This window comes from Piscicoccus intestinalis NBRC 104926, from assembly GCF_001515525.1.
Lineage (GTDB): Bacteria > Actinomycetota > Actinomycetes > Actinomycetales > Dermatophilaceae > Kineosphaera > Kineosphaera intestinalis.
The window spans coordinates 1-22613 of sequence record NZ_BCNQ01000074.1 but is presented as its reverse complement, the minus strand read 5'-3'; the positions used below and the strand labels follow the sequence as shown (position 1 = coordinate 22613).

The following is a 22613-nucleotide window of genomic DNA, read 5'->3' as shown; positions in this document are numbered from 1 at the left end:
CGCGACGCGCCCGCGGGACCCCGCCGACCCACACCCGGGCCGCGCCGCGCCCGTCGCGACGTGCCCGCCCAGCCTCGCCGACCCACACCCAGGCGGCGCCGCACCCGACTCGACGCCCAAATGCGCTGTGCGCGCGGACTTTCGGCGACTCTGGAAACAGGTGAACGACGGGCTTTGACCGAACCCTGACGCGGCGTTAGGTTTGAAACCTGACGTTGCGTCAGAGTATGGCGTCGAATCCGGTGGGGGACCGGGCGCCTATCCACGAGCCGAGGGGAACTCCATGACTGTGCTGGCTCCACGCGGGCAGACCGCCCGCGCGCCCGGCGTCGACGCGCGCGCGGATCATCGCGGCAGAGCGACCGGTTCCCACACGCTGGGCAGCGCGTTCGACCCGCGCTCCAACAGCCTCGACGTGCTGCGGCTCGTGCTCGCCACCACGGTGGCGGTCGCGCACGCCGGCGCGATCGGCTTCGGTCGCCAGCCGGTGATCGGCGGCACCGAACTGGGGGAGCTGGCGGTCGACGCCTTCTTCGTGCTCTCCGGCTTTCTCGTGACCCGCAGCCTGCTGCAGCTCGGCTCGGTCGGGCGCTACGCCTGGCACCGGTTTCTGCGGATCATGCCCGGGTTCTGGGTGTGCCTGCTACTCACCGCCGCGCTCGTCGCGCCGGCGGTGGCCGCCCTCGAGGGCGGTGCCCCCGGCGCGGCGCTCGGCCGGTCCTGGGGGTACGTCACCCAGAACGGGCTGCTGTTCATGCGCGACTTCTCCGTGGCGGGCCTACCGACCGGCACCCACCAACCGCACGTCATCAACGGCGCCCTGTGGACGCTGTTCTACGAGGCGGTCTGCTACGTCGGGGTGGCGGTGCTCGGGGTGCTCGGACTCCTTCGCCGGCGCCGCGCCCTCGTGGCGGCCGGCGTCGTGGCCGTCTGGCTCGTCGTCGCAGGTCAGGAGGCGGGTCTGCTGCCTCTCGTCGGGGAGCTGTTCTGGCGGTTCTTCCTCATGTTCGGGCTGGGCGTGCTCGGCTACCTCTACCGCGACCGCCTCAGCGTGCACGGCCGCTGGGCGCTGCTCGCGGTCGCCGGGCTCGTCGTCGCGCTGTGGCTCGAGCCGGGCTACCGGGCGGTCGGCGGCGGCGTCGCGTTCGCCTACCTGTGTCTCGTCGCGGTGGTCCGCACCCCGTGGCTGCGGCACCGGCTCCGCGCGGATCTTTCGTACGGGATGTACGTGTACCACTGGCCCATCGAGACCCTCCTCGCGACGGCCGGCGCGACGGCCCTGACGCAGGTCGGATTCACTGTTGCCGCAGTCATACTCGCCGCTTCGGTGGCCCTGGCCTCGTGGTATCTCGTGGAAGAGCCGGCCTTGTCACACAAGGGATTTACGCCCTCGTGGGGGCGCCGGGCGGCCCGCTAGGCGCCTGTCGGGCGACCTGTGGTGCCGATACCCTCGACCGCAGCAGATGCAAGCAGGCGAGGGGGGACGATGCAGGACCGCCGAGCGCTGCTCATTCCCGCCCTCATCATCTTGTTCGGGGCGGGACTCGTGGCGATCGGGCTGTCGGTCGCCGTCTCGGCGTGGCGCACCTACCTGCGTGGCCGGGACCCCTCGACGCACACCCGCCCGCAACCCGTGCGCACCCCCGCGGTGCACTCGATCTGGGCCGGCGTCATGTGCGTCGCGGGCTTCGTGCTCAGCGGCATCGGGGTCGTGCTGGCCCTGCGGATCGTCGGCTGACGGCCCGTCACCGGCGCGGCGCCCCCAGGGGCGCCGATAGCGTGGGAGATGTCGCCGGGTAGTCGCGGCGAAACGTCCCACGCTGTTCGGGGAGTCGGGTCGTCAGGCGGCGCGCCGGTCCCACAGCCCCCGCACGTACGAGATCTGACCCAGATGCTGGGTGATGTCGTTGGCGACCGAGACGAGGCGCACGGCGGCGGTGACCGGCGGATCCCAGTGGCGGTCGACGACCCGCTCGAACTGCGCGGCGTCCAGCCCGGAGACGATCTCGACCGTGCGGCGGTGCACCGCGTCGTGATACTCGATCAGCGGCTGCGGCTCGTCGACGACGAACGCGTCGACCTCGTCGCGATGCTGGCCGTAGCCGATGGCCTCGACCGGATAGGGCAGCGCGAAGCGGTCGGCGAAACCGTCGCGGGTCCACACCTGCTCGGCGTCGACGAGACCGGCGAGGTGATCGTCCTGCACGCGCGTCAGGTGCCACGCGAGCCAGCCGATCGGGTTGGCGTCGCCGTCGGGGCGCCACGTCAGGCCGAGCATCGACAGGCCGTCCAGCTGCCGGGGCAGCTCGCCGTGGACCCGTCCGAACGTGTCGATGAGGATGTCGTTGGGCGTCATGCCGAAAGCCTCGCATCCGCGCCGGGCGCGCCGCGAACCCGGCCGGCGCTTCGAGCGCAGCGGCGGGCCGGGTGCCGATGGCGTGCGGGGCTCAGGCGTCGGAGAGCCGCGCGATGGTGGCGCTGGCGCGGCGAACGGCGCTGACCGGCACCTGCGGCACGATGTCGTCGAGGAAGGCGTACCGCTGCCGCAGCGACCGGTGGTAGGCGCCGGTGTCGGGGCCGCGCAGCGTGCGGTGCCACCAGTCCGCGATGTCGCCCCACCCGGGGGCGGCGAGCGAGCCGCCGACCTGCTGCACCGCGAGCGAGGAGCACAGCGACGCGAACGCCAGCCGGTCGTCGAGCGGCCAGCCGGCCAGGGTGCCGAGCGTCAGCGACGCGGCGAAGACGTCGCCGGCGCCGGTCGGGTCGATCGCGTCGACCCACAGGGCCGGAACCACAGACTCCTCGCCGGTCGAGCTGTCGTAGGCGATGGCCCCGTCGGGGCCCTGCGTGACGACGGCCAACGGCACCCGGTCGGCGAGGCTGTACAGCGCCTCGCGGGCGGTGCGGGTGCGGGTGTAGGCCATCGCCTCGCCCTGGTTCGGCAGGAACGCGTGGCAGTGTTCGAGCTGGTCGAGCACACCGAAGTCCCACCGGCCGGTCGCGTCCCAGCCGACGTCGGCGAAGATCAGCGCCCCGTCGGCCCGGGCCCGGTCGGCCCAGCCGTCGCCCTGGCCGATGGGTTCGTGCAGGTCGAGGTCGAGCAGCACGGCCCGGCTCCGGGGCGGGTGGCCGATCATCTGGGTCGGCGTCTGCGGCTCCGCGTGCCCGTGCGTGATCATGTTGCGGTCGCCCTCGACGGCGACCGAGACCGTGACGGGGGAGTGCCAGTCGGGGTAGCGACGGCTCGTCGAGAGGTCGACGCCCTCCTGCTGCGCCAGTGTGCGCCAACAGAACTCGCCGTAGTCGTCGTCGCCGAACGCCGCCCCGAGGCTCGTGCGCAGGCCGAGCCGGGAGGCGGCGACCGCGAGGTTCGCGATGCCGCCCGGACACGAGCCCATGCCCTCGGCCCACACCTCCTGGCCCTCCCGAGGCATCCGCGGCAGCCCGGTGAAGATGATGTCGAGGAAGACCATGCCTTGCAGGAACACGTCGAATCGAGGCCCGTCGGGGGTGCGGATGTGGGCCAGCGGGTCGAAGCCCGTGACCGTCTGCCCGATCACAGCCCCGGTCACCTCCGCGGTCACTTCCCCGGTCACGTCGTCGGTCGCCGTCCGCTTCGTCGCCTCGTCCACTCGGCCGCCTCCCCGGTCGTCATGCCCGCGATGCCGTGCGTTGGCCCGCCGCTCACCTGCGCTTTTCCCTCCCGGGTCGATTGTGCGCCACAGGGCGCGTCGCGCGCCGCGCAGGGCCGTCAACGGGCCGACAACAGGCCGGCATCAGGCAGGATTTCGGGTATGCGGCTGACGATTCTCGGCGGGGGCGGCTTTCGGGTCCCCCTCGTCTACGGCGCGCTCCTCGGCGGCGGGCCCGCCGACTCCCCGGTCACCGACGTCGTGCTGCACGACACCGACGAGGCCCGGCTCACCGCGGTCTCGCACGTGCTCGCGGGGCAGGCGCAGCGGGTGCCGCGGGCCCCGCGCGTGCGGGTGAGCACCGACCTCGACGACGCGATCGAGGGCGCCGACGTCGTGTTCAGCGCGATCCGCGTCGGGGGGCTCGCCGGGCGCACGTGCGACGAGCGCGTGGCCCTCGATCTCGGGGTGCTCGGGCAGGAGACGACCGGTCCGGGCGGCATCGCGTACGGGCTGCGCACCGTGCCGGTCGCGCTCGACATCGCGCAGCGCGTCGCCCGGCTCGCGCCGCGCGCCTGGGTCATCAACTTCACCAACCCGGCGGGCATGATCACGCAGGCCATGCAGGGTGTGCTCGGCGACCGGGTGGTCGGCATCTGCGACTCCCCGATCGGGCTGTCCCGGCGGGCGGCCCGGGCGCTGCGGCTCGACCCGCACCGGGTCGCGTCCGGCTATGTCGGCCTCAATCACCTCGGCTGGCTGCGTGAGCTGCGCCACGACGGCCGCGACGTGCTGCCCGAGCTGCTCGCCGACGCCGAGCGGCTGGCGGGCATCGAGGAGGGCAGGCTGTTCGGCGCCGACTGGCTGCAGACCCTCGGGGCGCTGCCGAACGAGTACCTCTACTACTTCTACTGCACCCGGGAGGCGGTCGCGGGGATCCGCGGCAGCGCCCAGACCCGCGGCGAATTCCTGCTCGACCAGCAGTCCTCGTTCTACGCGGCGGTGGCCGCCGACCCGGGTTCGGCGCTGAGCACGTGGCGGAGGGTGCGGGCCGAACGCGACGCGAGCTACATGCGCGAGGCGCGGGCGGCCGACGAGCAGCGCGATGCCGCCGACGTCGAGGGCGGCGGCTACGAGGGCGTTGCGCTGGCCCTGATGAGCGCGCTGCGCAGCGGGAGCCGGGCCGTGATGATCCTCAACGTGCGCAACGGCACCGCGGTGCCGGGGCTGCCTCCGGAGGCGGTCGTCGAGGTGCCGTGCGCCGTCGACGCGTCGGGGGTGACGCCGCTCGCGACGCGCCCGGCGCGCGGGCACATGCTCGGCCTCATGCAGCAGGTCAAGGAGGCGGAGGAGGCGACGATCACAGCCGCCACCGAGCGGGATGTCCGCGCGGCGCTACGGGCGTTCGCCGTGCACCCGCTCGTCGACTCCGTGGCCACCGCGCGGGCCCTGCTCGCCGGGTACCGCGCCCGCATTCCGGAGGTCGACGCGCTGTTCGCCCGCTCGGGCTGAGTCGGTTCCGCGCTGTCGGGGGGAGCACGCCCGCGCAGGCGGTCGGCCCCTCGCGCCGACTCCGCTGCCCGGACCGATCAGGCCGCCTCGCCCCCTGGCCGCCCGCGCCTCTAGAGCAGCCGCGCCAGCGCCAGCCCGAGGGCGGCGGCGGCCACGCACACGACGAGGCTGAGCGCGGCGTTGCCTGCCGCGGCGACGGGGCGTCCGGCGCGCAGCAGCGTCACCGACTCCACGCTGGCGGTGCTGAACGTCGTGTAGCCGCCGCAGAATCCGACCCCGACGACGGTGAGCAGCGCGGGCGGCCCGCCGCCCGCGACGAGCCCGGCGAGCAGGCCGAGCAGCAGGGAGCCGGTGACGTTGATGACGATCGTCGCCCACGGGAACGCGCTGCCGAGCCTGGCCCGCAACGCCCCGTCGAGGGTGAACCGGGCCACCGCGCCGCACGACCCGGCGACGGCGACGAGCAGCCCGATCATGACGTCGCCCCGTGCGGACGCCCGGGTGGGCTCTCGGGTGGACGTCGCCGTCGGCGGGCACCGCGGGATCCGACGACGACCCCGGCGCCGGCCGCGAGCAGTCCGCCGACGACGCTCAGCGTCACGTACCAGCCCGCGAGTCCGAAGCGGGCCGCCTCCGCGAGGTGCACGGCGTCGAGCGCGAGGGTGCTGTAGGTCGTGAACGAGCCGAGCAGCCCGACTCCGAGGGTGAGTCGGACGACGCGCCGGCGCCCGGCGTCGGGGCCCAGTTCGGCCAGGGAGGCGGTGAGCAACCCGAGGCAGAACGCGCCGAGCAGGTTGACGACGACGGTGGAAGCCGGCCACTGCGTCGGGGTGTGCGGCAGCGCGAGCGAGACGAGGTAGCGCAGCGTCGTGCCGATCAGCCCGCCGGCCGCCACCGCGGCCAGCGCCTCGGGCCGCGTGTACAGCGGGCGGGGGGAGGTGGATGGCGCCACGGCAGCACTGTAGTGCGGTCTGCCCCGGCCCCCGCGGCCGCGGACGACGGGAGAGCGGGCATTCGCCGGTGGGCGTCGCGGTCCGAGCCGGGGGTTGCGGCTGCAGCTGCAACGGCGAGCCGCCAGCGCATCGGCGAGCGGGGCTGGCGCGTGGCGACGCTCTGGCCGGCACGCGGCCGGGCGCGGACACCCCGGACGAAATGTCCAGGGGCAGTAGGGGGCCGCCGCTAGCCTGTGCGGCATCGCGTGAGCCGCGCCCCCTCCTCGGGGCGCGCGTCTTCCCAGGGCCCGCGGGCCGCCCGGATCGAAAGGTTCGCCGTGTCATCGAAGTCCAGGCTCGCCACGTCCGGGGCTGCGGCCCTGCTGGCACTCGCCCTCAGCGCGGCGGGCCTCGCCTCCGCCGGGCCTGCCGCCGCCGACGGCCCCACCCCGCAACCCACGCCGATGCCGCCCGCCAAGGGCGCCGTCACCGAGCCCGTCAAGCCCGAGCAGGGCTCGCGCCTCTCCTCGCACAGCCGCGGCCTGCTCGCGACGGCCGAGGCCTCCGGACGCAAGGCGGTCGCGGTCATGGCGCTGACGGCGTCGGGCAAGACCGCCGGGGTGGCGGACGAGCTGCGCGGCCTCGGCGCGACCATCGGCTACCGCCACGACAAGGTCGGCTACGTGCGCGCCTCGGTGCCCACCGGTCAGGTGCGGGCCGCCGCCAAGCTCGCGGGTGTGCAGGCGATGGACCTCGACGAGACCCTCTCGGTGCCCGACCCGCAGGTCGAGCCCGCCGGCCGGCCCGCCTCCGGCTCGACGCCGTGGACCGGTCCGAATTCGCGGACCGCGCCGGTCAACCCGTACCTGCCGACGCACGAGACGGGCGCCGTGGCCTTCAAGGGCGCGCACCCCGAGGCCGACGGGCGCGGCGTGACGATCGGTGTGCTCGACTCCGGCGTCGACCTCGACCACCCGGCACTGGCCAAGACCAGCACCGGTGAGCGCAAGATCGTCGACTGGGTGACCGCCACCGACCCCCTCCTCGAGGGAGACGGGTCGTGGCGGCCCATGGTCGCGCGCGTCTCCGCGCCCCGCGCCCGCTACGGGGGAGCCACCTGGACGCTGCCGACGCGGCCGGGGGCCGACTACGCGCTCAACGTCTTTCGCGAGTCGGCGGCCGCCGGCAGCGAGGAGTACGCCGGCGACGTCAACCGCGACGGCGACACGACCGACGCCTGGGGCGTGCTGTACGACTACACGACGAACGACATCTGGGTGGACCTCGACCAGGACCACGACTTCACCGACGAGACGCCGATGCGCCCCTACGGCGAGAAGTTCCAGGTCGGGCACTTCGGCACCGACTCGAAGAAAACCCCGGTCGTGGAGTCGGTGCCGTTCGTCGTCGAGTTCCGCCGCGACGTCGACCTGACCCCCGCGGGCCTGGCCGGTCAGACCGCCGACTTCGTCAACATCGGCACGGTGGCCGACTCCCACGGCACCCACGTCGCGGGAATCGCCGCGGGACACAACCTCTTCGGCGGGGTCGACGGCGCCGCCCCGGGGGCCCGGATCGTCTCGTCGAAGGCCTGCCTGTACGCCGGTGGCTGCACGGCCGTGGCCCTGTCCGAGGGCATGATCGACCTCGTCGCCAACCGCAAGGTCGACGTCGTCAACATGTCGATCGGCGGTCTGCCGGCCCTCAACGACGGCGCGAACGTGCGGGCGCAGCTGTACAACCGGCTCATCGACACCTACGGTATGCAGCTGTTCATCTCGGCCGGCAACTCCGGGCCGGGCGTCAACACCGTCGGCGACCCGGCGGTCGCCTCCGACGCGGTCGCCGTCGCCGCCACCGCCGGCCGGGACACGTGGAAGTCGAACTACGGCGCCGACGTCTCGGCGCCGATGATGGTGCAGAACTACTCCAGCCGCGGGCCGCGCGAGGACGGCGGCGTCAAGCCCGACCTCGCCGCGCCCGGCTCCGCGATCTCGACGGTGCCGCGCTGGTCGAAGCAGGAGAACTTGCCCACCGTCAGCTACAAGCTGCCGCCGGGGTACGCGATGTTCAACGGCACGTCGATGGCCTCGCCGCAGGCCACCGGCGCGGCGGCCCTGCTGCTGTCGGCGGCCCGCCAGGCCGACCTGCCGGTGCTGCCCCGCCAGCTGCGCGAATCGCTGCACAGCACGGCCCGACCCGTCTCCGGGGCGACGGTGACCGCGCAGGGCAGCGGGCTCATGGACGTCGTCGGGGCCTGGGAGGTGCTGCGCCGCTCGCCCGACGTCAGCTCGCGGTACACGATCTCGGCGCCGGTGTGCACCCCGATCTCCGACATGCTGGCCACCCCGAACCGCGGCGCCGGCCTCTACAACCGCTGCGCGCCCGGAGCCGGTGGCCCCCGGTCGGGCGTCGAGCGCACCGACGACGTGACGATCACCCGAACCGCCGGCCCGGCCGATGCCGTCGAGCACCGGCTCACCTGGGTCGGCGGCGACGGCACGTTCGGCTCCCCGGACACCGTCTCCCTGCCGCTGGGGGAGCCGGTGACGGTGCCGGTCACGTCGCGGCCGCGCGGGACCGGTGCGCACACCGCGATGCTGCAGCTGGATTCGCCGGCGACACCGCTGGTCGACGCGCGGATGAGCGCCGCGATCGTGGTCGCCGACCCGTTGACCGACAGCCCGTTCCAGCAGGCGACGTCGGGCAGCGTCGAGCGGGTGCGCACGACGAGCTACTTCGTCGACGTGCCCGAGGGCGCCAAGGCCCTGCAGGTCAACCTGTCGGGCATCGCCGCCGGATCGCAGGTGCGCTGGATCGCGGTCAACCCGTACGGGGTTCCGGTCGACGAGCCGACGAGCAAGGTGACCTGCTACACGAACGACTCCTCGGACGCCAAGGCGTGCAACCCGGTCTCCCGCTCGTACAGCGACCCGCTGCCGGGGGTGTGGGAGTTGCAGGTCGAGGCCAAGCGCACGACGCCGACGCTGCGCAACCCGTTCACGCTGACCGCGGCCGCGCAGGGCGTGCGGGTCACGCCGGAGGAGCAGCGCGTCGACGACCCGCAGGTGGGAGTGCCGGCGCCGGTCTCGTGGACCGTCGACAACCGGTTCGGCGACGTGGTCGCCCGCGGCGTCGGCGGCCCGCTGGGGTCGGCGCGCACGGCCCGCCCGACGATCCGCTCCGGCGAGCGGCAGCAGTACGAGATCGAGGTGCCGCAGGGTGCCGCGGCGCTGCAGGCGTCGATCGGCTCGGCCGCGGACCTCACCGCCGACCTGGACCTGTACGTCTACGACGCCGCGGGCGCTGTCGTCGGCATGTCGGCCGACGGCGACTCCGACGAGGAGGTCACGATCCCCAGCCCGGAGCCGGGCACCTACACCGTCGAGGTCGAGGCCTACCAGACCGGCAGCTCCGGCACCGCCTACGACTACCTCGACATGTTCACGAGCCCCACGCTGGGCACGCTCACCGTCGACCCGGCGCCACTGACGCTCGCCGAGCAGGAGTCGGGTCGGATCGCCGGGGTCGTCACCGTGCGGTCCGCGGCGGCCTCCGGTCGGGTGCTCGTCGGTGACATGCACGTGACCAGCGACGAAGGCGCCGTTCTGGGGCGCGGCCGCGTGCTGGTCGGAGACGGTGACGCAGGCTCGACGGCGCCGCCCACCGGGTCGCCCACGGGCTCGCCGACGGGGTCGCCGACAGGGTCGCCGACCGGCTCGCCCACGGGGTCGCCGACCGGATCGCCGACGCCGACCGCTCCACCGTCGGGCGCGGCGCCGACGGACGGCCCGACCGGAACCCCCACCGGAACCCCGACGATCGTGCGGCAGGCGCCCTGAGGCGACTCGCTCGACGACTCACGAGGCCGGCCGTCCCACCCCCCGATGGTGGGACGGCCGGCCTCGTCGGAGCCCGCCCGCAGGCGGGGGCCGGTCAGCCTCCGGCGGAGGCCTGGATCAGGCGCAGGACGGTGAACGGTTCACCCTGCTGGCACGTCGTCGCCACGTTCTGCCGGCGATAGCCCTCGACGGTGACCCGCGCGCCGTCGACGAGGCGCTGGTCGTCGACCTGACCCAGCAACAACAAGGCCCGGCCCCCGTTCGCCGGCGTGAGGAGCCGACAGCCCGGCTCGACGCCGCGGCCGACGATGCCGGTGAGCCGCTCCAGGCGCCCGAGCCGCGTGCCGGGCACGGTGAGTTCGGGCTCCGGGGAGGGCAGGTACGTAGGCGAACCCGTGGACTCACCCGGGGCGGTGGACCGAGGCGATCCGGTCGTCGCGCCCGGGGTGGTCGGGGTGGTCGGGCTGCCGGGTGCGCTCGGCGCGCTCGATGAGGGTGGCGAGCTGGTGGGCGCGGCGGGCGAGGTCGCCGGCCCGCCCGGCTCCTCGGGCGTGCCGCCGCAGGCGGAGAGCGCAACCACGAGACCTCCCACGACGCAGCCAACCCGTAACCGGCGCATGCCTGTTGGACGGATGGCCGCGCGTCGGCGTTCCCACCGGCTCGTCGCGGTGAGTTCCGTGTTTCGAGGGGGTTTCGCGGCAGTCCAGTCCGCAAGCGGGTATTCCCAGGAGCCCGTGCGATGCCCTACATTTCCGTGCGCCCCCGTCCTGCGGGGTGTCTTTCTCCTCGCGCACACAACCCTGTGCCCCTAACCCTCTGGGAGGCGCCGTGGCGGCCGCTGAACTCCGACCCGGACTCAAACAACGGCATCTGACGATGATCGCGATCGGCGGCGTCATCGGCGCCGGGCTGTTCGTCGGCTCCGGAGCCGTGATGAACGAGGCGGGCCCCGCCGCCTTCATCACCTACGCGCTCGCCGGTGGGCTCATCATCCTCGTCATGCGGATGCTCGGCGAGATGGCCGCCGCGCACCCGAGCACCGGCTCCTTCGCCGACTACGCCCGTCGCGCACTGGGCAACTGGGCGGGCTTCTCGGTGGCCTGGCTGTACTGGTACTTCTGGGTCATCGTCGTCGGGTTCGAGGCGGTCGCCGGCGCCAAGCTGCTGCAGTACTGGATCCCCGGCGTGCCGCTGTGGATCTTCGCGCTCGTGCTGATGTCGCTGATGACGGCGACCAACCTGTTCTCGGTGAGCAGCTACGGCGAGTTCGAGTACTGGTTCGCCGGGATCAAGGTCGTCACGATCATCCTGTTCCTCGGCATCGGCGCGGCGTACGTGTTCGGGCTGTGGCCGGGCAAGCCGATGGACTTCTCCAACCTCACCGCGCACGGCGGCTTCCTGCCCAACGGCGGTTCGGTGCTCTTCTCGAGCATCGTCGTCGTCATCTTCTCGATGGTCGGCGCCGAGATCGCCACGGTCGCGGCCGCGGAGTCCGACGACCCGGTGCGCGGCGTGACCAAGGCCGTCAACTCGGTGGTGTGGCGCATCGGCATCTTCTACGTCGGCTCGGTCTTCCTGCTGTGCACGATCCTGCCGTGGAACTCCGCCGAGCTCGGGGAGTCGCCGTACGTCAGCGCCTTCAAGGAGATGGGCCTGCCGTACGCCGACCACGTGATGAACGCCGTTGTGCTCACCGCCGTGCTCTCGTGCCTGAACTCCGGCCTCTACACGGCCAGCCGCATGCTGTTCGTGCTCGCCGGGCGGCGGGAGGCGCCGCAGGCGCTGCTGCGGGTGACCGACAAGGGCGTGCCGCGGTGGGCGATCCTGTCGTCGACCGTCGTCGGCTTCCTGTGCGTCATCGCCGCGTATATCTCCCCGGACGCCGTCTTCCTGTTCCTGCTCAACAGCTCCGGGGCGGTCATCCTCTTCGTCTACATCCTCATCGCCGTGAGCCAGTTCATCCTGCGCCGTCGCGCGGGCGACGAGGAGATGCCGATCAAGATGTGGGGCTTCCCGTTCGTCACGATCTTCGCGATCGTCGCCATGGTCGCCGTGCTGGTGCTCATGGCTTTCGACCCGGAGACGCAGTCGCAGATCACGCTCGGGCTCGGTTCGTGGGCGGCGCTCCTCATCGTGTTCTTCCTCGTCGTGCGCACGCGCAAGGAGTACCAGGATCAGGAGCCGGTCGTCGGCCCCGACGCCCAGGCCGAGCGCATCCTCGTGCTCGCCAACGCCGATGTCGCGTCGGCCGAGCTCGTCGAGGAGGTCGACCGCGTGCAGCCCGGGCCGCAGGCGACCTTCTACGTCGCGGTACCGGCCAACCCCGTCGAGGTCGGAACGGCCCTGACCAGCGGTGCCGTATGGATCGACGAGGAGACCAGGGCGGCCGCGCAGCGCCGGCTCGACCGGATCCTGCAGGTGCTGACCGAGCGCGGCTACACCGCGGACGGTGAGGTCGGCCCGTTCGACGTGCGCGCCACCCTCGACGGGGCGGTGCTGACGTTCAAGCCCGACGCGATCGTCATCGCCACCGCGCCCGACTCCCAGACCGCGTGGCTGCGTGACGACACCGTCGCCAAGGCGCGGGAGCGGTACAGCGTGCCCGTGTATCACCACAAGTACCGGGAGGGGGCGCCGGCTGGCCTCGGCTGAGGACCGTCACGTGCGGCCACAGCGGTCGTGCGCTCGGCGCGGCCGATCGGGCTCCCCGGTCGGCCGCGTCGCCGTGTCGGCGCTCGCCCACGCTGTCAGCGCAGGTGCCGCAGGTAGCGCTCCGGCGAATCGAGGAAGCTGCGGTAGTGGCCGACGAGTTCGAGCTCGTCCCAGGTGGTTTCGCGCCAGCCCCAGTCGCCCAGTTCGAGCAGTCGGGCGCCGGGCAGGGCGGCCAGCACCGGGGAGTGCGTCGAGAGCAGCACCTGGGAGTCGCCGTCGGCGACGAGGTCGCCGAGCTGTCCGATGAGCCGCAGCTGCGCGGTGAACGACAGCGCCGACTCCGGCTCGTCGAAGACGAACAGGCCGGGGCGCAGGAAGCGCGAGCTGTCGAGCAGCGCGACGAACGACTCCCCGTGGCTCATCGCGTGGAACGGCTCGCCGAAGCCGGCACCCTCCTGCAGGTACGTGAAGAACGCGTGCATGGTCTCGGCGCGCAGGAAGAAGCCCCACTTGGCGGCGCCCAGGCCGCGACGGCACGTGAGCGCCTCGTGCAGGCCCGATTCGGTGTCGACCGTGTGGTGCATCGCGCCGGTCGAGCCACCCTCGGCGTTGAGGCCGTACGCCATGGCGACGGCCTCCACCAGCGTCGACTTGCCGGTGCCGTTCTCGCCGACGAGCACGGTCGCCGGGCCGAGGTCGAGGCCGTCGCGCAGCAGCTGCGCGACCGCGGGAATCGTCGCCGGCCACCGGTCGGGGGGCACCGGCTCCGCGTACGGGGACAACTCGACGCGGCGCAGCGGCAACCGCGCGAACGCCAGGTCGTCGGCCATCGGTGACCGCTCAGGCGGAGCGGGAGAAGCGCGCCTGGGAGCGGGCCTTGGCCTTGGCGGCCTCGGTCTCGCGGTCCTTCGGTGGGGCGCTGGTGACCATCTCTTCCAGCAGCCGGGAGACGGTGGCGCTGACCTCGTCGATCGCGCGGGCGTAGGCGGCCTCGTTGGCCTTGCTCGGCGCACCGCCTCCGACCTTGCGGACGAACTGCGTGGCGGCGGCCTCGATCTCCGCGGCCGTGGCCGGCGGGGCGAAGTTGTGGAGCTGGCGGATGTTGCGGCACATGCTCGCCAGGCTAGGCGAGCCCACCGACAAGGTCGACGTCCCCAGCCGAGCCGCCCGCCCACTCGGCCGAAGGCTGCCCTTTCGGTCGAGGGCTCGTACTAGAGCCCTAGCCTTCGGCCGAAAGGGCAGCCTTCGGCCATCTGGGGGTGGGGGGTCAGGCGGGGGCCAGGACGTGCTCGGCGACGAAGTCGGCGAGGCGGTGGGCGAGCAGGGCGCGGTTCTCGGGGCGGGTGAAGTCGTGGCCCTCTCCGGGCACGATGAGCGTGTGCGCCTGCGACCCGGCGGCACGCAACGCCTCGGCCATGCGGGGCGATTCGCCGACCGGCACGTTCGTGTCGTTGCCGCCGTGGATGAACAGCATCGGCACCCGCACGTCGGCGGCGCGGTGGATCGGCGACAGCTCGCGCAGCAGCTCCGCGTCGCGCTCGGGGTGGCCGTACTTGGAGTACGAGGCGCGCCCGATCCACGGCTCGGTCTCGCGGAAGAACGCCGCGAACTCGCTCATGCCGCAGATCGCGACGCCGCACACGAAGTGCCCGGGATGGAACGCGAGCACCGCGTTCGTCAGGTAGCCGCCGTAGGAGCGGCCCGCGACGGCCAGCCGGCCCGGCTCCGCGATGCCGGCCGTGACGAGAAAGTCGACGACCGAGACCGCGTCGCGGATCCCGTCCCAGCGCTTCTCGTGGTCGTCGGCGTGCCAGAACGCGCGCCCGGAGCCGGAGGAGCCGCGCACGTTGGGCGCGAACACCGACACCCCGTGCGCGAGCATCGGCCCGAAGACGTCGCTGAACTCCGGCCGCGCCTGCCCCTCCGGGCCGCCGTGGAAATACACCAGCACGGGCCCGGGCGCCGACGGGTCAGAGGCGCCCGAGACGCCTGAGGCGCCCGCGGAGGTCGAGGCGGCCGAAGAGACCGAGGCGGCCGTCGGCGCGCGATACAGCCACCCGGTCAACTCCAGGCCGTCGTGGGCGGCGAACCGCAGCAATTCCGGCTCCACGGTGTCGGGGTCGGCGTCCACCTGGTCGATGAGGATCCAGCGTTTGGCGTCGGTGCGCGCCGATCCGCCCGGCCCCCACGTGTACAGCGAGGTCAGCGCGACGCACCGGCGGCGCCCGGGGCCCTCGACGGTGAGCGCGAGGGCGCGGCCGTCGCCGTTGAGCGAGACCCCGGTGGCGACCTCGCCCGGCAGCGGGATCGGATCGTGCAGAGTGCCGTCGAGCAACTCCAGCACCTGCAGCTCGCTGCGGCCGCCGTCGACGTTCCACAGCAGCGCGGCCCGGGTGGTGTCGGCGCTCACCGTGAACTCGTCGAGGTCGGCGTCGTCGCGGGCCGCCAGGGTGCGTCGCCAGACCCCGCCCGGTGTCACCGTCACCAGATCGAGCCGGAGCCGGTCCGCGCCGTGGTCGGTGCGCACGAGCATCCGCACGTACCCGCCCAGCTGCCCGGGCGCGACGTGCTCGCCGGTCTGCGGGTCGCGCCCGAAGGAGTCGGCCCGGGAGTCGGTGGCGTGCAGCTCGCGGGCGTGCACGGCCGGCGGCCACAGCGTGCCGTCCGGCATCCGCCGCGGCCGGTGATCGTCGAGGATCGTGCCGGGGTCCGACAGCGAGCCGGGGTCAGGGGCGCCGAGCGGCACCTCGACGCCGTCGCGGAGCATGACGAGGTAGCGGTCGCAGCGCGGTCCGACCCGCACGAGCGCGCTGCCGGACCAGGCGTCGACGAGCCGACCCTCCTCGCGGCGGTCGACGACCTGCACGTGACCGTTGACCGGGTCGACGAGCCGCGACTCCCCGACCTCGTCCTCGCCCTCGATGGTGACCGCGACGCGCAGCCCGTCCCAGCCGACGAGCTCGCGGCTGCCGCCCTCACCGCCGTCGACCCAGATCGCCCGCGGGTCGTCGGGATCGGTCGTCACCATCCACACCTGGGAGCGGTTGCCGGCGTGCGGGGCGATCTGGCAGGCCAGCCACTTGCCGTCGGGGGAGTGCCGCACCTTCGTGATCGGGCCCTGGATCGGCAACCGCACGTCGCGAGCCTTTCCGAGCGCGATGCCGCCGTTGAGCTCGATCGGCCGCTGCACCGCACGCGGATACCCGTTGTCCACGACGATGTAGGCCAGCGCGCGGCCGTCCGGTGACAGGCTCGGGCCGTAGCTGGGTCGGGCTCCTTGTCCGAGGTGGCCGAGTTCGCCAAGTTCGCCGAGTTCGCCGAATTCGTCGAGGTGGCCGAGCTGTGCGTGGCTTGGAAAGGTCACCGACCGATCCTGCCCGATGCCCCTTCCGTCTGGCACAAGAGGTGCTCGGCCGATGCATCCGAGCCGCCCGTGGGCAACGCCTGCAGCCACATCTCCAACAGCGCCACCTGCCACAGCGCGTTGCCGTCCAGGGTCGTGCGGATGTCGTTGGGCCGGGCGAGCAGCTCATCGACCGCCTCCGGGCGGAAGATGGCGCGATCGCGCGCCGCGCGGCTGGTCAGGGTGTCGCGCACCATGTCGAGCAGCTCGCCCTCGAGGTGGCGGATGCCGGGCACCGGAAAGTAGCCCTTGGTGCGGTCGATCACCGCGTCGGGCACGAGCCCGCGGGAGGCCTCCTTGAGCACGCCCTTACCGCCTCCGGAGAGCTTGAGCTCCGGCGGGCAAGCCGCGGCGAGCTCGACGAAGTCGTGGTCGAGAAACGGAACGCGCCCCTCCAGGCCCCACGCCATCGTCATCGTGTCGACCCTCTTGACCGGGTCGTCGACGAGCATGACCTCGGTGTCGAGCCGCAGGGCGGCGTCGAGCGCCTCGGGGTGCTTGCCGGCGGCGCGACCCTCGGCCAGCGTGCGGGCGTGGTGTTCGCGCACGAACGCCAGGCTCGGGTCCTGCGACAGCGCGAACTCGGGGTTGACCAGGCCCGCGATGTCGTCGTGGGTGCGGTCGAAGAACACCCGCGCGTAGTGCTCGGTCACCGACTCCGGGGGGATGTCGGCCAGAGGCGGGTACCAGGCGTACCCGGCGAGCACCTCGTCGGCGCCCTGCCCCGACTGCACGACCTTGACGTGCTCGGCCACCCGCTGGCTCAACAGGTAGAACGCCACACAGTCGTGGCTGATCATCGGCTCACCCATCGCCGCGACCGTCGGCGGCACGGCCGGAACGAGGGAGGCGGTGTCGATGTGGATCTTGTGGTGATCGGTGCCGAACTCCTCGGCGACGAGGTCGGAGTAGGCGTATTCGTCGCCGCGCTCGCCGCCGGCGGCGTCGAACCCGATGCTGAACGTCTGCAGGTCGTGCTGCCCGGCCTGGGCGAGCAGCGCGACGATGACGCTGGAGTCGAAGCCGCCGGAGAGCAGCACGCCCACCGGCACGTCGGCCACCATGCGGCGGCGCACCGCCTGGCGCAGGGTGTCGAGCAGCGCGGCACGCCAGTCCTGCACGCTCCAGTCGGCCCGCTCGACGGAGCGCGCGAACGACGCCCGCCAGTACACGGTGTCGTGGCTGCGCCCGTCGGGCTCGAAGACCCGCACGGTCGCCGGAGGCAGCTTGCGCACCCCGGCGAGGATCGTGCGCGGCGCGGGAACGACGGAGTGGAACGACAGGTAGTGGTGCAGGGCCACGCGGTCGATGCTGGTGTCGACTCCGCCTCCGGCGAGCAGTGCCTGCGGGGAGGACGCGAACCGCAACCGGTGTGCGTCGTGAGTGAAGTACAGCGGTTTGATGCCGAGCCGGTCGCGCGCGAGCACCGTTCGGCCGGAGTCCAGTTCGACGAGTCCGACGGCGAACATGCCGCGGAATCGCTCGAAGCAGGCGGGCCCCCAGCGGTGGTAGGCCTTGATGACCACTTCGCTGTCGGCGTCCGAGAAGAAGTGGTACCCGGCGCGGATCAGTTCGCTGCGCAGCTGCTTGTAGTTGTAGATGCACCCGTTGAACACGAGGGCGATACCGAGGTCGGAATCGATCATCGGTTGGGCGCCGCGCTCGGACAGGTCGATGATCGCGAGCCGCCGGTGCCCGAGCGCGACGCGCCCGCGCGCGAATACGCCCTCGCCGTCGGGCCCCCGGGGAGCGAGGGCCCGTGTCATGGCGGCAACTGCGGTGTTGTCGGCCAGGGTGTTGTCGAACCGGACTTCACCGCATATGCCACACATCAGTCGATAGCCCCCACGTTTCCTGTTGTCGTCTGTCCGAGAATCCACGTGTCCTTGCAGCCGCCGCCGGCCGAGGAGTTGACGATCTTGCTGCCGGCCGCCCCGGCCCGCGTCAGCGCGGCAGGCATGACGACACCCTCCGGGTGCTGGCCGCGACCGCGGTTTCGCAGGTGGACGAACGTGCGCAGGTCGATATGGTGCGGCCGGAATGCCGCCCCGTCGAAGGTCGGGTGCGTCGAGAGCTGCACGACCTCCTGGGCGATGAACTGCTCCGGGTGCTGGTCGAGTTCTTCCCGTCGCGCGGCCAGTTCGGCCTCGCTGGCGTCCGGGCCGATGAGCACCCCCGAGCCGCCGTAGCCGTCGATCGGCTTGGTGACGAGGTTCTCGAGGTTGGCCAGCACGTGGTCGCGCTGATCGCGCTCGGCGCACACGAACGTCGGCACGTTGGCCAGGATCGGCTTCTCGCCGAGGTAGTACTCGATCATCTGCGGCACGTAGGCGTAGACCGCCTTGTCGTCACCGACGCCGTTGCCGAAGGCGTTGGCGATGCTCAGCGTGCCGCGGTGCAGCGCCTCGATGATCCCGGAGCGAAGCGGCTGGCCGCTGTGGCCGATCGAGGAGAGCAGCATGTCCTCGTCCATGCGGGCGTACAGCACGTGCAGCGGCGAACGGCCCCGGCTGGAGTGGTAGAACACCTGGGCGTTCTCGACCGAGAGTTCTTCCGGGGTGACGACCGGCACGCCCATCCGCTCGGCGAGCAGGCGGTGCTCGGCGTAGGCCGAATTGTCGACGCCCTCGGTGAGCACCGCGATGCCCGGCTCGTCCGGGCAGCGGTGCGGCGCCGCCGCCGCGAGGGTCTCGCGCAGCATGCCGGGCACGGCATCGACGTCGAGCAGGTTCTCGGGGGCGGGGATCTCGGGCAGGAACCGGCGGATCAGCCCGCGGTTCCAGATCGCGTAGGCCACGCCGGAGGGGATGCGCAGGTTGTCCTCGATGACGCACCAGCGGTCGTCCGCGTCGCGCACGAGGTCCAGACCGTTGATGTGGGCGCGCACGCTGCGGCCGGCGAGCATTCCGGTCGAGCGGTAGCCGGGGGCCCGGTCGATGAGCTCCTCGGGCAGCACCCCGTCGGCGATGATCTGCTGCTGGCCGTACACGTCGCGCAGGAACGCATCAAGTGCGACCGAACGCTGCACGGCGCCCTTGGTGATGTGCTCCCAGTCGCTGGCCTCGACGACCCGCGGCACGAAGTCCAGGGGCAGCACCCGGGTGCCCTCCTGGCCACTGACCTTGAACGTCACGCCGTCGGCGCGCTGCATGTCCTCGATGCGCGACTCGCGGTGGCGCAGCGACTCCGGGCCGAGCTGCTCCAGCACCGTCAGGATCGGGGCGTACCGCGGCCGGGCACTCCCGGCGCTGTCGATCGCTTCGTCGTGGTCCGGCGTCGTCGCCGGCAGCGCCTGCTCGACCGGAGTCGGCTCGTAGCTCGTGAACATCTGCCGCGGAGACTGTTCGACGACCGCGCGGGTGCCCGCCGTCTCCGCGATGAGCAGGTCGACGACGTCGGTGAGGCGGCCCCGGCGGCGCCGGGCGCGGCGCTGGCGCGCGGCGGAACTGCCCGCGAGCAGCACGGAGTCGGTGAGGCCGTTGACCGTCTCCCAGTCGCCGTTGTCGGTCAGCTCCTCGCGCAGCGAGTCGACGAGGTCGCGCACGACGTGGGTCGCCCGGCGGTGGGACCGGTTCTCGATGTCGACGAGGTCTTCTTCGAGGCCGGAGCGGGCGGCTCGCCAGGCGGCGGCGCGGCCCAGCGAGGAGGGCATGTCGATCGCGGGCACCCCGGCGGCGATGCGCTTGGCTTCGCGATCGACGAGGGCGCGGAACAGGGCCGCGATGAGCAGGATCGTATCGACGCTGGGGCAGCTGTCGCAGATTCGCAGCTCAAGGGTGTTGATGCGGGCCGACGGCCGGGAGTCGAAGTAGATCATCCCCGGATCGGTGATGACGTCGGTCGCGATGAGGTCGTCGATCAGCTGGTCGTACTCGGCGGCCGACTCACAGCGGCTCGACAGGCCGGTGGTGGGCCACCGCGCCCACACGAGCGAGCGGGCGCTCGCGTAGCCGGTGTCGGACCCGTCATGGGAGTAGGGCGAGCTGGCACTCAGGGCGAGCAGCGTGGGCAGGTACGGCGCGATCCGCGTGCTGATCAGCACGGCCTCGTCGCGGTCGACGACGTCGACGTGCACCTGGGTGCCGCAGATGAGCTGCTCGCGCGCGAGCAACTGGTAGTCGGCGAGCATGCGCCGGTACCGCGGCGCCGAGGTGAGGTCGAGTTCGGCGGGCACCGACAGGGGCGCCGCGCCGGCGGCGACGATCGACATGCCGAGCTCGCCCGCCGCGCGCACGAGCACGCCGCGACGTCGCGACAACTCGGCCCGCAGCGCCTGCAGGTCGTCGACCACGTCGGAGTTGACCTCGACGACGCAGCGCTGCATCTCGGCGACGTAGTTCGCTCCGTCGAGCCGGTCGAGGAGTTCGGGGGCGCGAGGCGCGAGGCGCCGGGTCGCGTTGTCGACGAGGTGGAATTCCTCCTCCACGCCGAGGCGGCGTCGGCCTGCCTGCACCGGTGCGGCGGACCGCGGTCCGGGAGCCGTCTGGGTCATAGCGTCGAACGCTAGGGCGCTTGTGTGTCCGGCGTGTAACGCCGCCGGTCCCGTGGTGTCAATCGAGCGGTCAGGGCTCACCGCGCACCTCTTTCTCCCGTCGGGCGCCCGCTCATCGTAGGTGCGGCCACCGACATCCGCGGCTCGGGCGGCCGGTGAGACCCGACGCCACTCATAATGTGAGATTAGGAGTGTCATTACTTCACGTGCGGTATCGCGGGGACCTACAGTTGTCCCATGACCTTCTCGCGCACGCGAATGCACACGGTCGGCCCGGCCACCGTGGCGGCGCGTGCGCTCGCTGCCACGAGCTGTTGTCGCCCGGCCTGACGCCCCGACCCCAGCCACCCGTGCAGCCCCGCGCCCGACGGCGCGTCGAAGGAGATCACCCGCGATGACCGTGACTCAGGCCATCACCCGCACCCTGTCGCCCGCCTCTGCGGCGGCCTCTGTGTCGCCCTCCGTGACGCCCCCTGCGGCGGCCTCTGCTTCGGCCTCGGTCGCGCTGCGGACGTCAGCGGCGATGACCGACGCCCGCTGGCAGGCGGACCTCTTCGAGACCCCGCTGCCGAGCGGCTCGGCGCGCGAGACCGTCTCGGTGCGCAGCGCCTTCCAGGACGCGCTCTACGGCCGCGCCCTCATCCTCGACCTGCGGGAGCGGGCCACCGACGCGCAGCGGCTTTCGGCCGATCTCGCCCTCGTCGTGCGCCCCGGCGTCGACCTCGCGGCGCTGGCCGGGTACCGCGCGCTCTACCTGCTGCTCGACGAGGGCGCCGGTCCCGTCATCGAACCCGCCCAGATCGCCGCCTTCCACCCCGGTCGCCCGCGCATCGACGTCATCGACGGCGGTTTCTCCGCGTGGGTCGCCGCCGGGCTGCCGGTGCCCGCGCAGTCCCGCTGAGTCTCGGGCTGCCCTACTGCTGCGTCGGGCCCGCTGCCTGCGATCCCGTCGCCCTGGGCGTCGTCGCCTGCGGGCTCGTGGCGTCGGGGCCATCGCCGCCGACGGGTTGCTCCTCGTGCAGGGGGTGCGCCGCCTCGTCGGCGGGTAGCCGGGCGCCGATGATCGTCACGACGGCCAGCACCGCCGGCAGCACCGCGGCCGCGATGAACGCCCCGGACAGGCCGATGACGTGGCTGATCGGCACCGCCAGTCCCATCGACACCGGCATGAACAGCAGCGAGACGAAGAAGTCGAGGCTGGAGACCCGGCCCAGCAGCTCGGGCGGCACGCGCCGCTGCAGCAACGTGCCCCAGATGACGGTGGCCGCCTGAAAACTCGCGCCCACCGCGAACGCGGCGACCACCATGACGGTGACCGACGAGGTGAGGCCGAGCGCCGCCATCGGCAGCCCGCCCCAGCCCCACAGCATGATCATCACCGTGAGGTAGCGCCGCGGCATCGGGCGCGAAGCGACGTACAGCGAGGCCAGCGCGCCACCGGCTCCGAACGCGGCGAGGACGAGCGCGTGGTCGCCCGGACCGCCTCCGGCGTTGTCCTTGATCGCGAACGGCAACAGCACGTCGAGCGGCCCCATGAACGCCAGCACCGCCAGGCTCGCGAACGCCAGCGTGGCCCACAGCCAGCGGGTGCGCAGCATGAAGCGGAAGCCGTCGAGCAGGTCGCGCAGCACCGTGGAGGTTCCCGGCGCGGCGCCCGTCGAGCCGGGGTCCGTGGAACCTGGGCCGTCGGCGGCGGCGGTGCCGCCGGACTCCGTGGCGACCGTGGACGACGCCGGGCGAGACCGCAGGGGCAGCAACACGAGCCCCGGCCAGCAGCGCGCACGCGGCGACGAGCCCGAGGGCGGCGCCCGGCGAGACCGCGGCGACGACGGCGCCCGCCACGGCCGGTCCGGCCGCGTTGACGAGGGTGGGCCGGAACACGCCCTCGAGGCCGTTGGCGCCGAGCAGGTCGGACGGGTCGACGAGCTTGGGCAGCAACGCGGTGTAGGCGGGAAAGTACAGCCCGTCCGCGATGCCACCGAGCAGCGCGACGACGACGAGGTGGGTCAGGTGCAGCTGACCCGTCAGCGACGCGATCGCGACGCTGCCCACGGCGACCGCCTTGGTGAACTCGACGGCGAGCAGGATGCCGCGCTGCGGGAGCCGGTCGGCCGCGACGCCGCCGGGCAGCGCGGCGGCGAGCACGCC

The 22613-nt window shown here is 72.8% G+C and carries 17 protein-coding genes and 1 pseudogene; 6 read left to right on the top strand and 12 right to left on the bottom strand.

Annotation, left to right across the window (positions count from 1 at the left end; genetic code table 11):
• The first annotated feature begins 283 nt into the window (after positions 1–283).
• Positions 284–1417 (top strand): acyltransferase family protein, encoded by a 1134-nt coding sequence (locus PINTE_RS12635; protein WP_068431072.1) that lies wholly within the window; start codon positions 284–286, stop codon positions 1415–1417.
• 69 nt (positions 1418–1486) lie between these two features.
• On the top strand, positions 1487–1738 hold the full coding sequence (locus PINTE_RS12630; RefSeq protein WP_068431069.1) for a hypothetical protein: 252 nt from the start codon (positions 1487–1489) through the stop codon (positions 1736–1738).
• Positions 1739–1840: 102 nt separating this feature from the next.
• Here the strand turns inward: PINTE_RS12630 and PINTE_RS12625 are convergent, their stop codons facing one another.
• The gene (locus PINTE_RS12625; protein ID WP_068431066.1) at positions 1841–2356 is read right to left on the bottom strand and encodes a mycothiol transferase; all 516 of its coding nucleotides are present in this window, start codon (positions 2354–2356) and stop codon (positions 1841–1843) included.
• 91 nt (positions 2357–2447) lie between these two features.
• Positions 2448–3560 carry a carbohydrate kinase family protein gene (locus PINTE_RS12620; protein WP_068431075.1) on the bottom strand — a complete coding sequence of 371 codons (1113 nt, stop codon included), beginning with the start codon at positions 3558–3560 and terminating at the stop codon, positions 2448–2450.
• A gap of 234 nt (positions 3561–3794) precedes the next feature.
• Between PINTE_RS12620 and PINTE_RS12615 the strand changes: the two genes are divergently transcribed.
• On the top strand, positions 3795–5144 hold the full coding sequence (locus PINTE_RS12615) for a 6-phospho-beta-glucosidase (RefSeq protein WP_068431063.1): 1350 nt from the start codon (positions 3795–3797) through the stop codon (positions 5142–5144).
• Positions 5145–5254: 110 nt separating this feature from the next.
• On the opposite strand, the gene PINTE_RS12610 is transcribed toward PINTE_RS12615, so the two are convergent.
• Together PINTE_RS12610 and PINTE_RS12605 are read right to left on the bottom strand one after the other, a co-directional pair.
• Complete coding sequence (locus PINTE_RS12610) at positions 5255–5620, bottom strand: fluoride efflux transporter FluC (protein WP_068431060.1); 366 nt, start codon at positions 5618–5620, stop codon at positions 5255–5257.
• Positions 5617–6096 carry a fluoride efflux transporter FluC gene (locus PINTE_RS12605; RefSeq protein ID WP_068431057.1) on the bottom strand — a complete coding sequence of 160 codons (480 nt, stop codon included), beginning with the start codon at positions 6094–6096 and terminating at the stop codon, positions 5617–5619. The genes PINTE_RS12610 and PINTE_RS12605 overlap by 4 nt, the downstream gene beginning before the upstream one ends.
• A gap of 318 nt (positions 6097–6414) precedes the next feature.
• On the opposite strand from PINTE_RS12605, the gene PINTE_RS12600 reads away from it, so the two are divergent.
• Positions 6415–9918 (top strand): S8 family serine peptidase, encoded by a 3504-nt coding sequence (locus tag PINTE_RS12600; RefSeq protein WP_068431053.1) that lies wholly within the window; start codon positions 6415–6417, stop codon positions 9916–9918.
• 94 nt (positions 9919–10012) lie between these two features.
• On the opposite strand, the gene PINTE_RS21960 is transcribed toward PINTE_RS12600, so the two are convergent.
• Positions 10013–10498 (bottom strand): hypothetical protein, encoded by a 486-nt coding sequence (locus tag PINTE_RS21960; protein ID WP_157087225.1) that lies wholly within the window; start codon positions 10496–10498, stop codon positions 10013–10015.
• A gap of 296 nt (positions 10499–10794) precedes the next feature.
• Between PINTE_RS21960 and PINTE_RS12590 the strand changes: the two genes are divergently transcribed.
• Entirely contained in the window at positions 10795–12570 is a 1776-nt protein-coding gene (locus PINTE_RS12590) for an amino acid permease (protein ID WP_068431049.1), read from the top strand.
• A 95-nt stretch (positions 12571–12665) separates the two neighbouring features.
• Here the strand turns inward: PINTE_RS12590 and PINTE_RS12585 are convergent, their stop codons facing one another.
• The 5 genes from PINTE_RS12585 to PINTE_RS12565 form a co-directional block, all read right to left on the bottom strand.
• Positions 12666–13400: an AAA family ATPase gene (locus PINTE_RS12585; RefSeq protein ID WP_068431046.1), complete on the bottom strand. Its 735-nt coding sequence runs from the start codon at positions 13398–13400 to the stop codon at positions 12666–12668.
• 10 nt (positions 13401–13410) lie between these two features.
• Positions 13411–13683 (bottom strand): DUF2277 domain-containing protein, encoded by a 273-nt coding sequence (locus PINTE_RS12580; RefSeq protein WP_068431043.1) that lies wholly within the window; start codon positions 13681–13683, stop codon positions 13411–13413.
• Positions 13684–13837: 154 nt separating this feature from the next.
• Complete coding sequence (locus PINTE_RS12575; RefSeq protein ID WP_068431040.1) at positions 13838–15934, bottom strand: alpha/beta hydrolase family protein; 2097 nt, start codon at positions 15932–15934, stop codon at positions 13838–13840.
• Positions 15931–17805: an N-acetylglutaminylglutamine amidotransferase gene (locus PINTE_RS12570; protein WP_068431037.1), complete on the bottom strand. Its 1875-nt coding sequence runs from the start codon at positions 17803–17805 to the stop codon at positions 15931–15933. The genes PINTE_RS12575 and PINTE_RS12570 overlap by 4 nt, the downstream gene beginning before the upstream one ends.
• Positions 17805–20465, bottom strand: coding sequence for a carboxylate--amine ligase/circularly permuted type 2 ATP-grasp protein (locus PINTE_RS12565; RefSeq protein WP_068431033.1), 2661 nt, complete (start codon positions 20463–20465; stop codon positions 17805–17807). Before PINTE_RS12565 ends, PINTE_RS12570 begins: the two co-directional genes overlap by 1 nt.
• A 394-nt stretch (positions 20466–20859) precedes the next feature.
• Between PINTE_RS12565 and PINTE_RS24385 the strand changes: the two genes are divergently transcribed.
• Positions 20860–21366, top strand: a complete 507-nt coding sequence (locus PINTE_RS24385; RefSeq protein WP_157087224.1) for a hypothetical protein — start codon at positions 20860–20862, stop codon at positions 21364–21366.
• A gap of 13 nt (positions 21367–21379) precedes the next feature.
• On the opposite strand, the gene PINTE_RS24380 is transcribed toward PINTE_RS24385, so the two are convergent.
• Together PINTE_RS24380 and PINTE_RS25070 are read right to left on the bottom strand one after the other, a co-directional pair.
• Positions 21380–22225 carry an MFS transporter gene (locus tag PINTE_RS24380; protein ID WP_245642931.1) on the bottom strand — a complete coding sequence of 282 codons (846 nt, stop codon included), beginning with the start codon at positions 22223–22225 and terminating at the stop codon, positions 21380–21382.
• 25 nt (positions 22226–22250) lie between these two features.
• Positions 22251–22610 (bottom strand): annotated as a pseudogene (locus PINTE_RS25070) (MFS transporter); the annotation flags it as partial.
• Between the last annotated feature and the right edge of the window lie 3 nt (positions 22611–22613).

Coding starts and splice junctions, on each gene's coding strand:
- PINTE_RS24385 (WP_157087224.1), top strand. CDS start 20,860: ATGACCGTGACTCAGGCCATCACCCGCACCCTGTCGCCCGCCTCTGCG.
- PINTE_RS12625 (WP_068431066.1), bottom strand. CDS start 2,356: ATGACGCCCAACGACATCCTCATCGACACGTTCGGACGGGTCCACGGC.
- PINTE_RS12565 (WP_068431033.1), bottom strand. CDS start 20,465: ATGACCCAGACGGCTCCCGGACCGCGGTCCGCCGCACCGGTGCAGGCA.
- PINTE_RS12635 (WP_068431072.1), top strand. CDS start 284: ATGACTGTGCTGGCTCCACGCGGGCAGACCGCCCGCGCGCCCGGCGTC.
- PINTE_RS12615 (WP_068431063.1), top strand. CDS start 3,795: ATGCGGCTGACGATTCTCGGCGGGGGCGGCTTTCGGGTCCCCCTCGTC.
- PINTE_RS12570 (WP_068431037.1), bottom strand. CDS start 17,805: ATGTGTGGCATATGCGGTGAAGTCCGGTTCGACAACACCCTGGCCGAC.
- PINTE_RS12585 (WP_068431046.1), bottom strand. CDS start 13,400: ATGGCCGACGACCTGGCGTTCGCGCGGTTGCCGCTGCGCCGCGTCGAG.
- PINTE_RS12580 (WP_068431043.1), bottom strand. CDS start 13,683: ATGTGCCGCAACATCCGCCAGCTCCACAACTTCGCCCCGCCGGCCACG.
- PINTE_RS12610 (WP_068431060.1), bottom strand. CDS start 5,620: ATGATCGGGCTGCTCGTCGCCGTCGCCGGGTCGTGCGGCGCGGTGGCC.
- PINTE_RS12590 (WP_068431049.1), top strand. CDS start 10,795: ATGATCGCGATCGGCGGCGTCATCGGCGCCGGGCTGTTCGTCGGCTCC.
- PINTE_RS12630 (WP_068431069.1), top strand. CDS start 1,487: ATGCAGGACCGCCGAGCGCTGCTCATTCCCGCCCTCATCATCTTGTTC.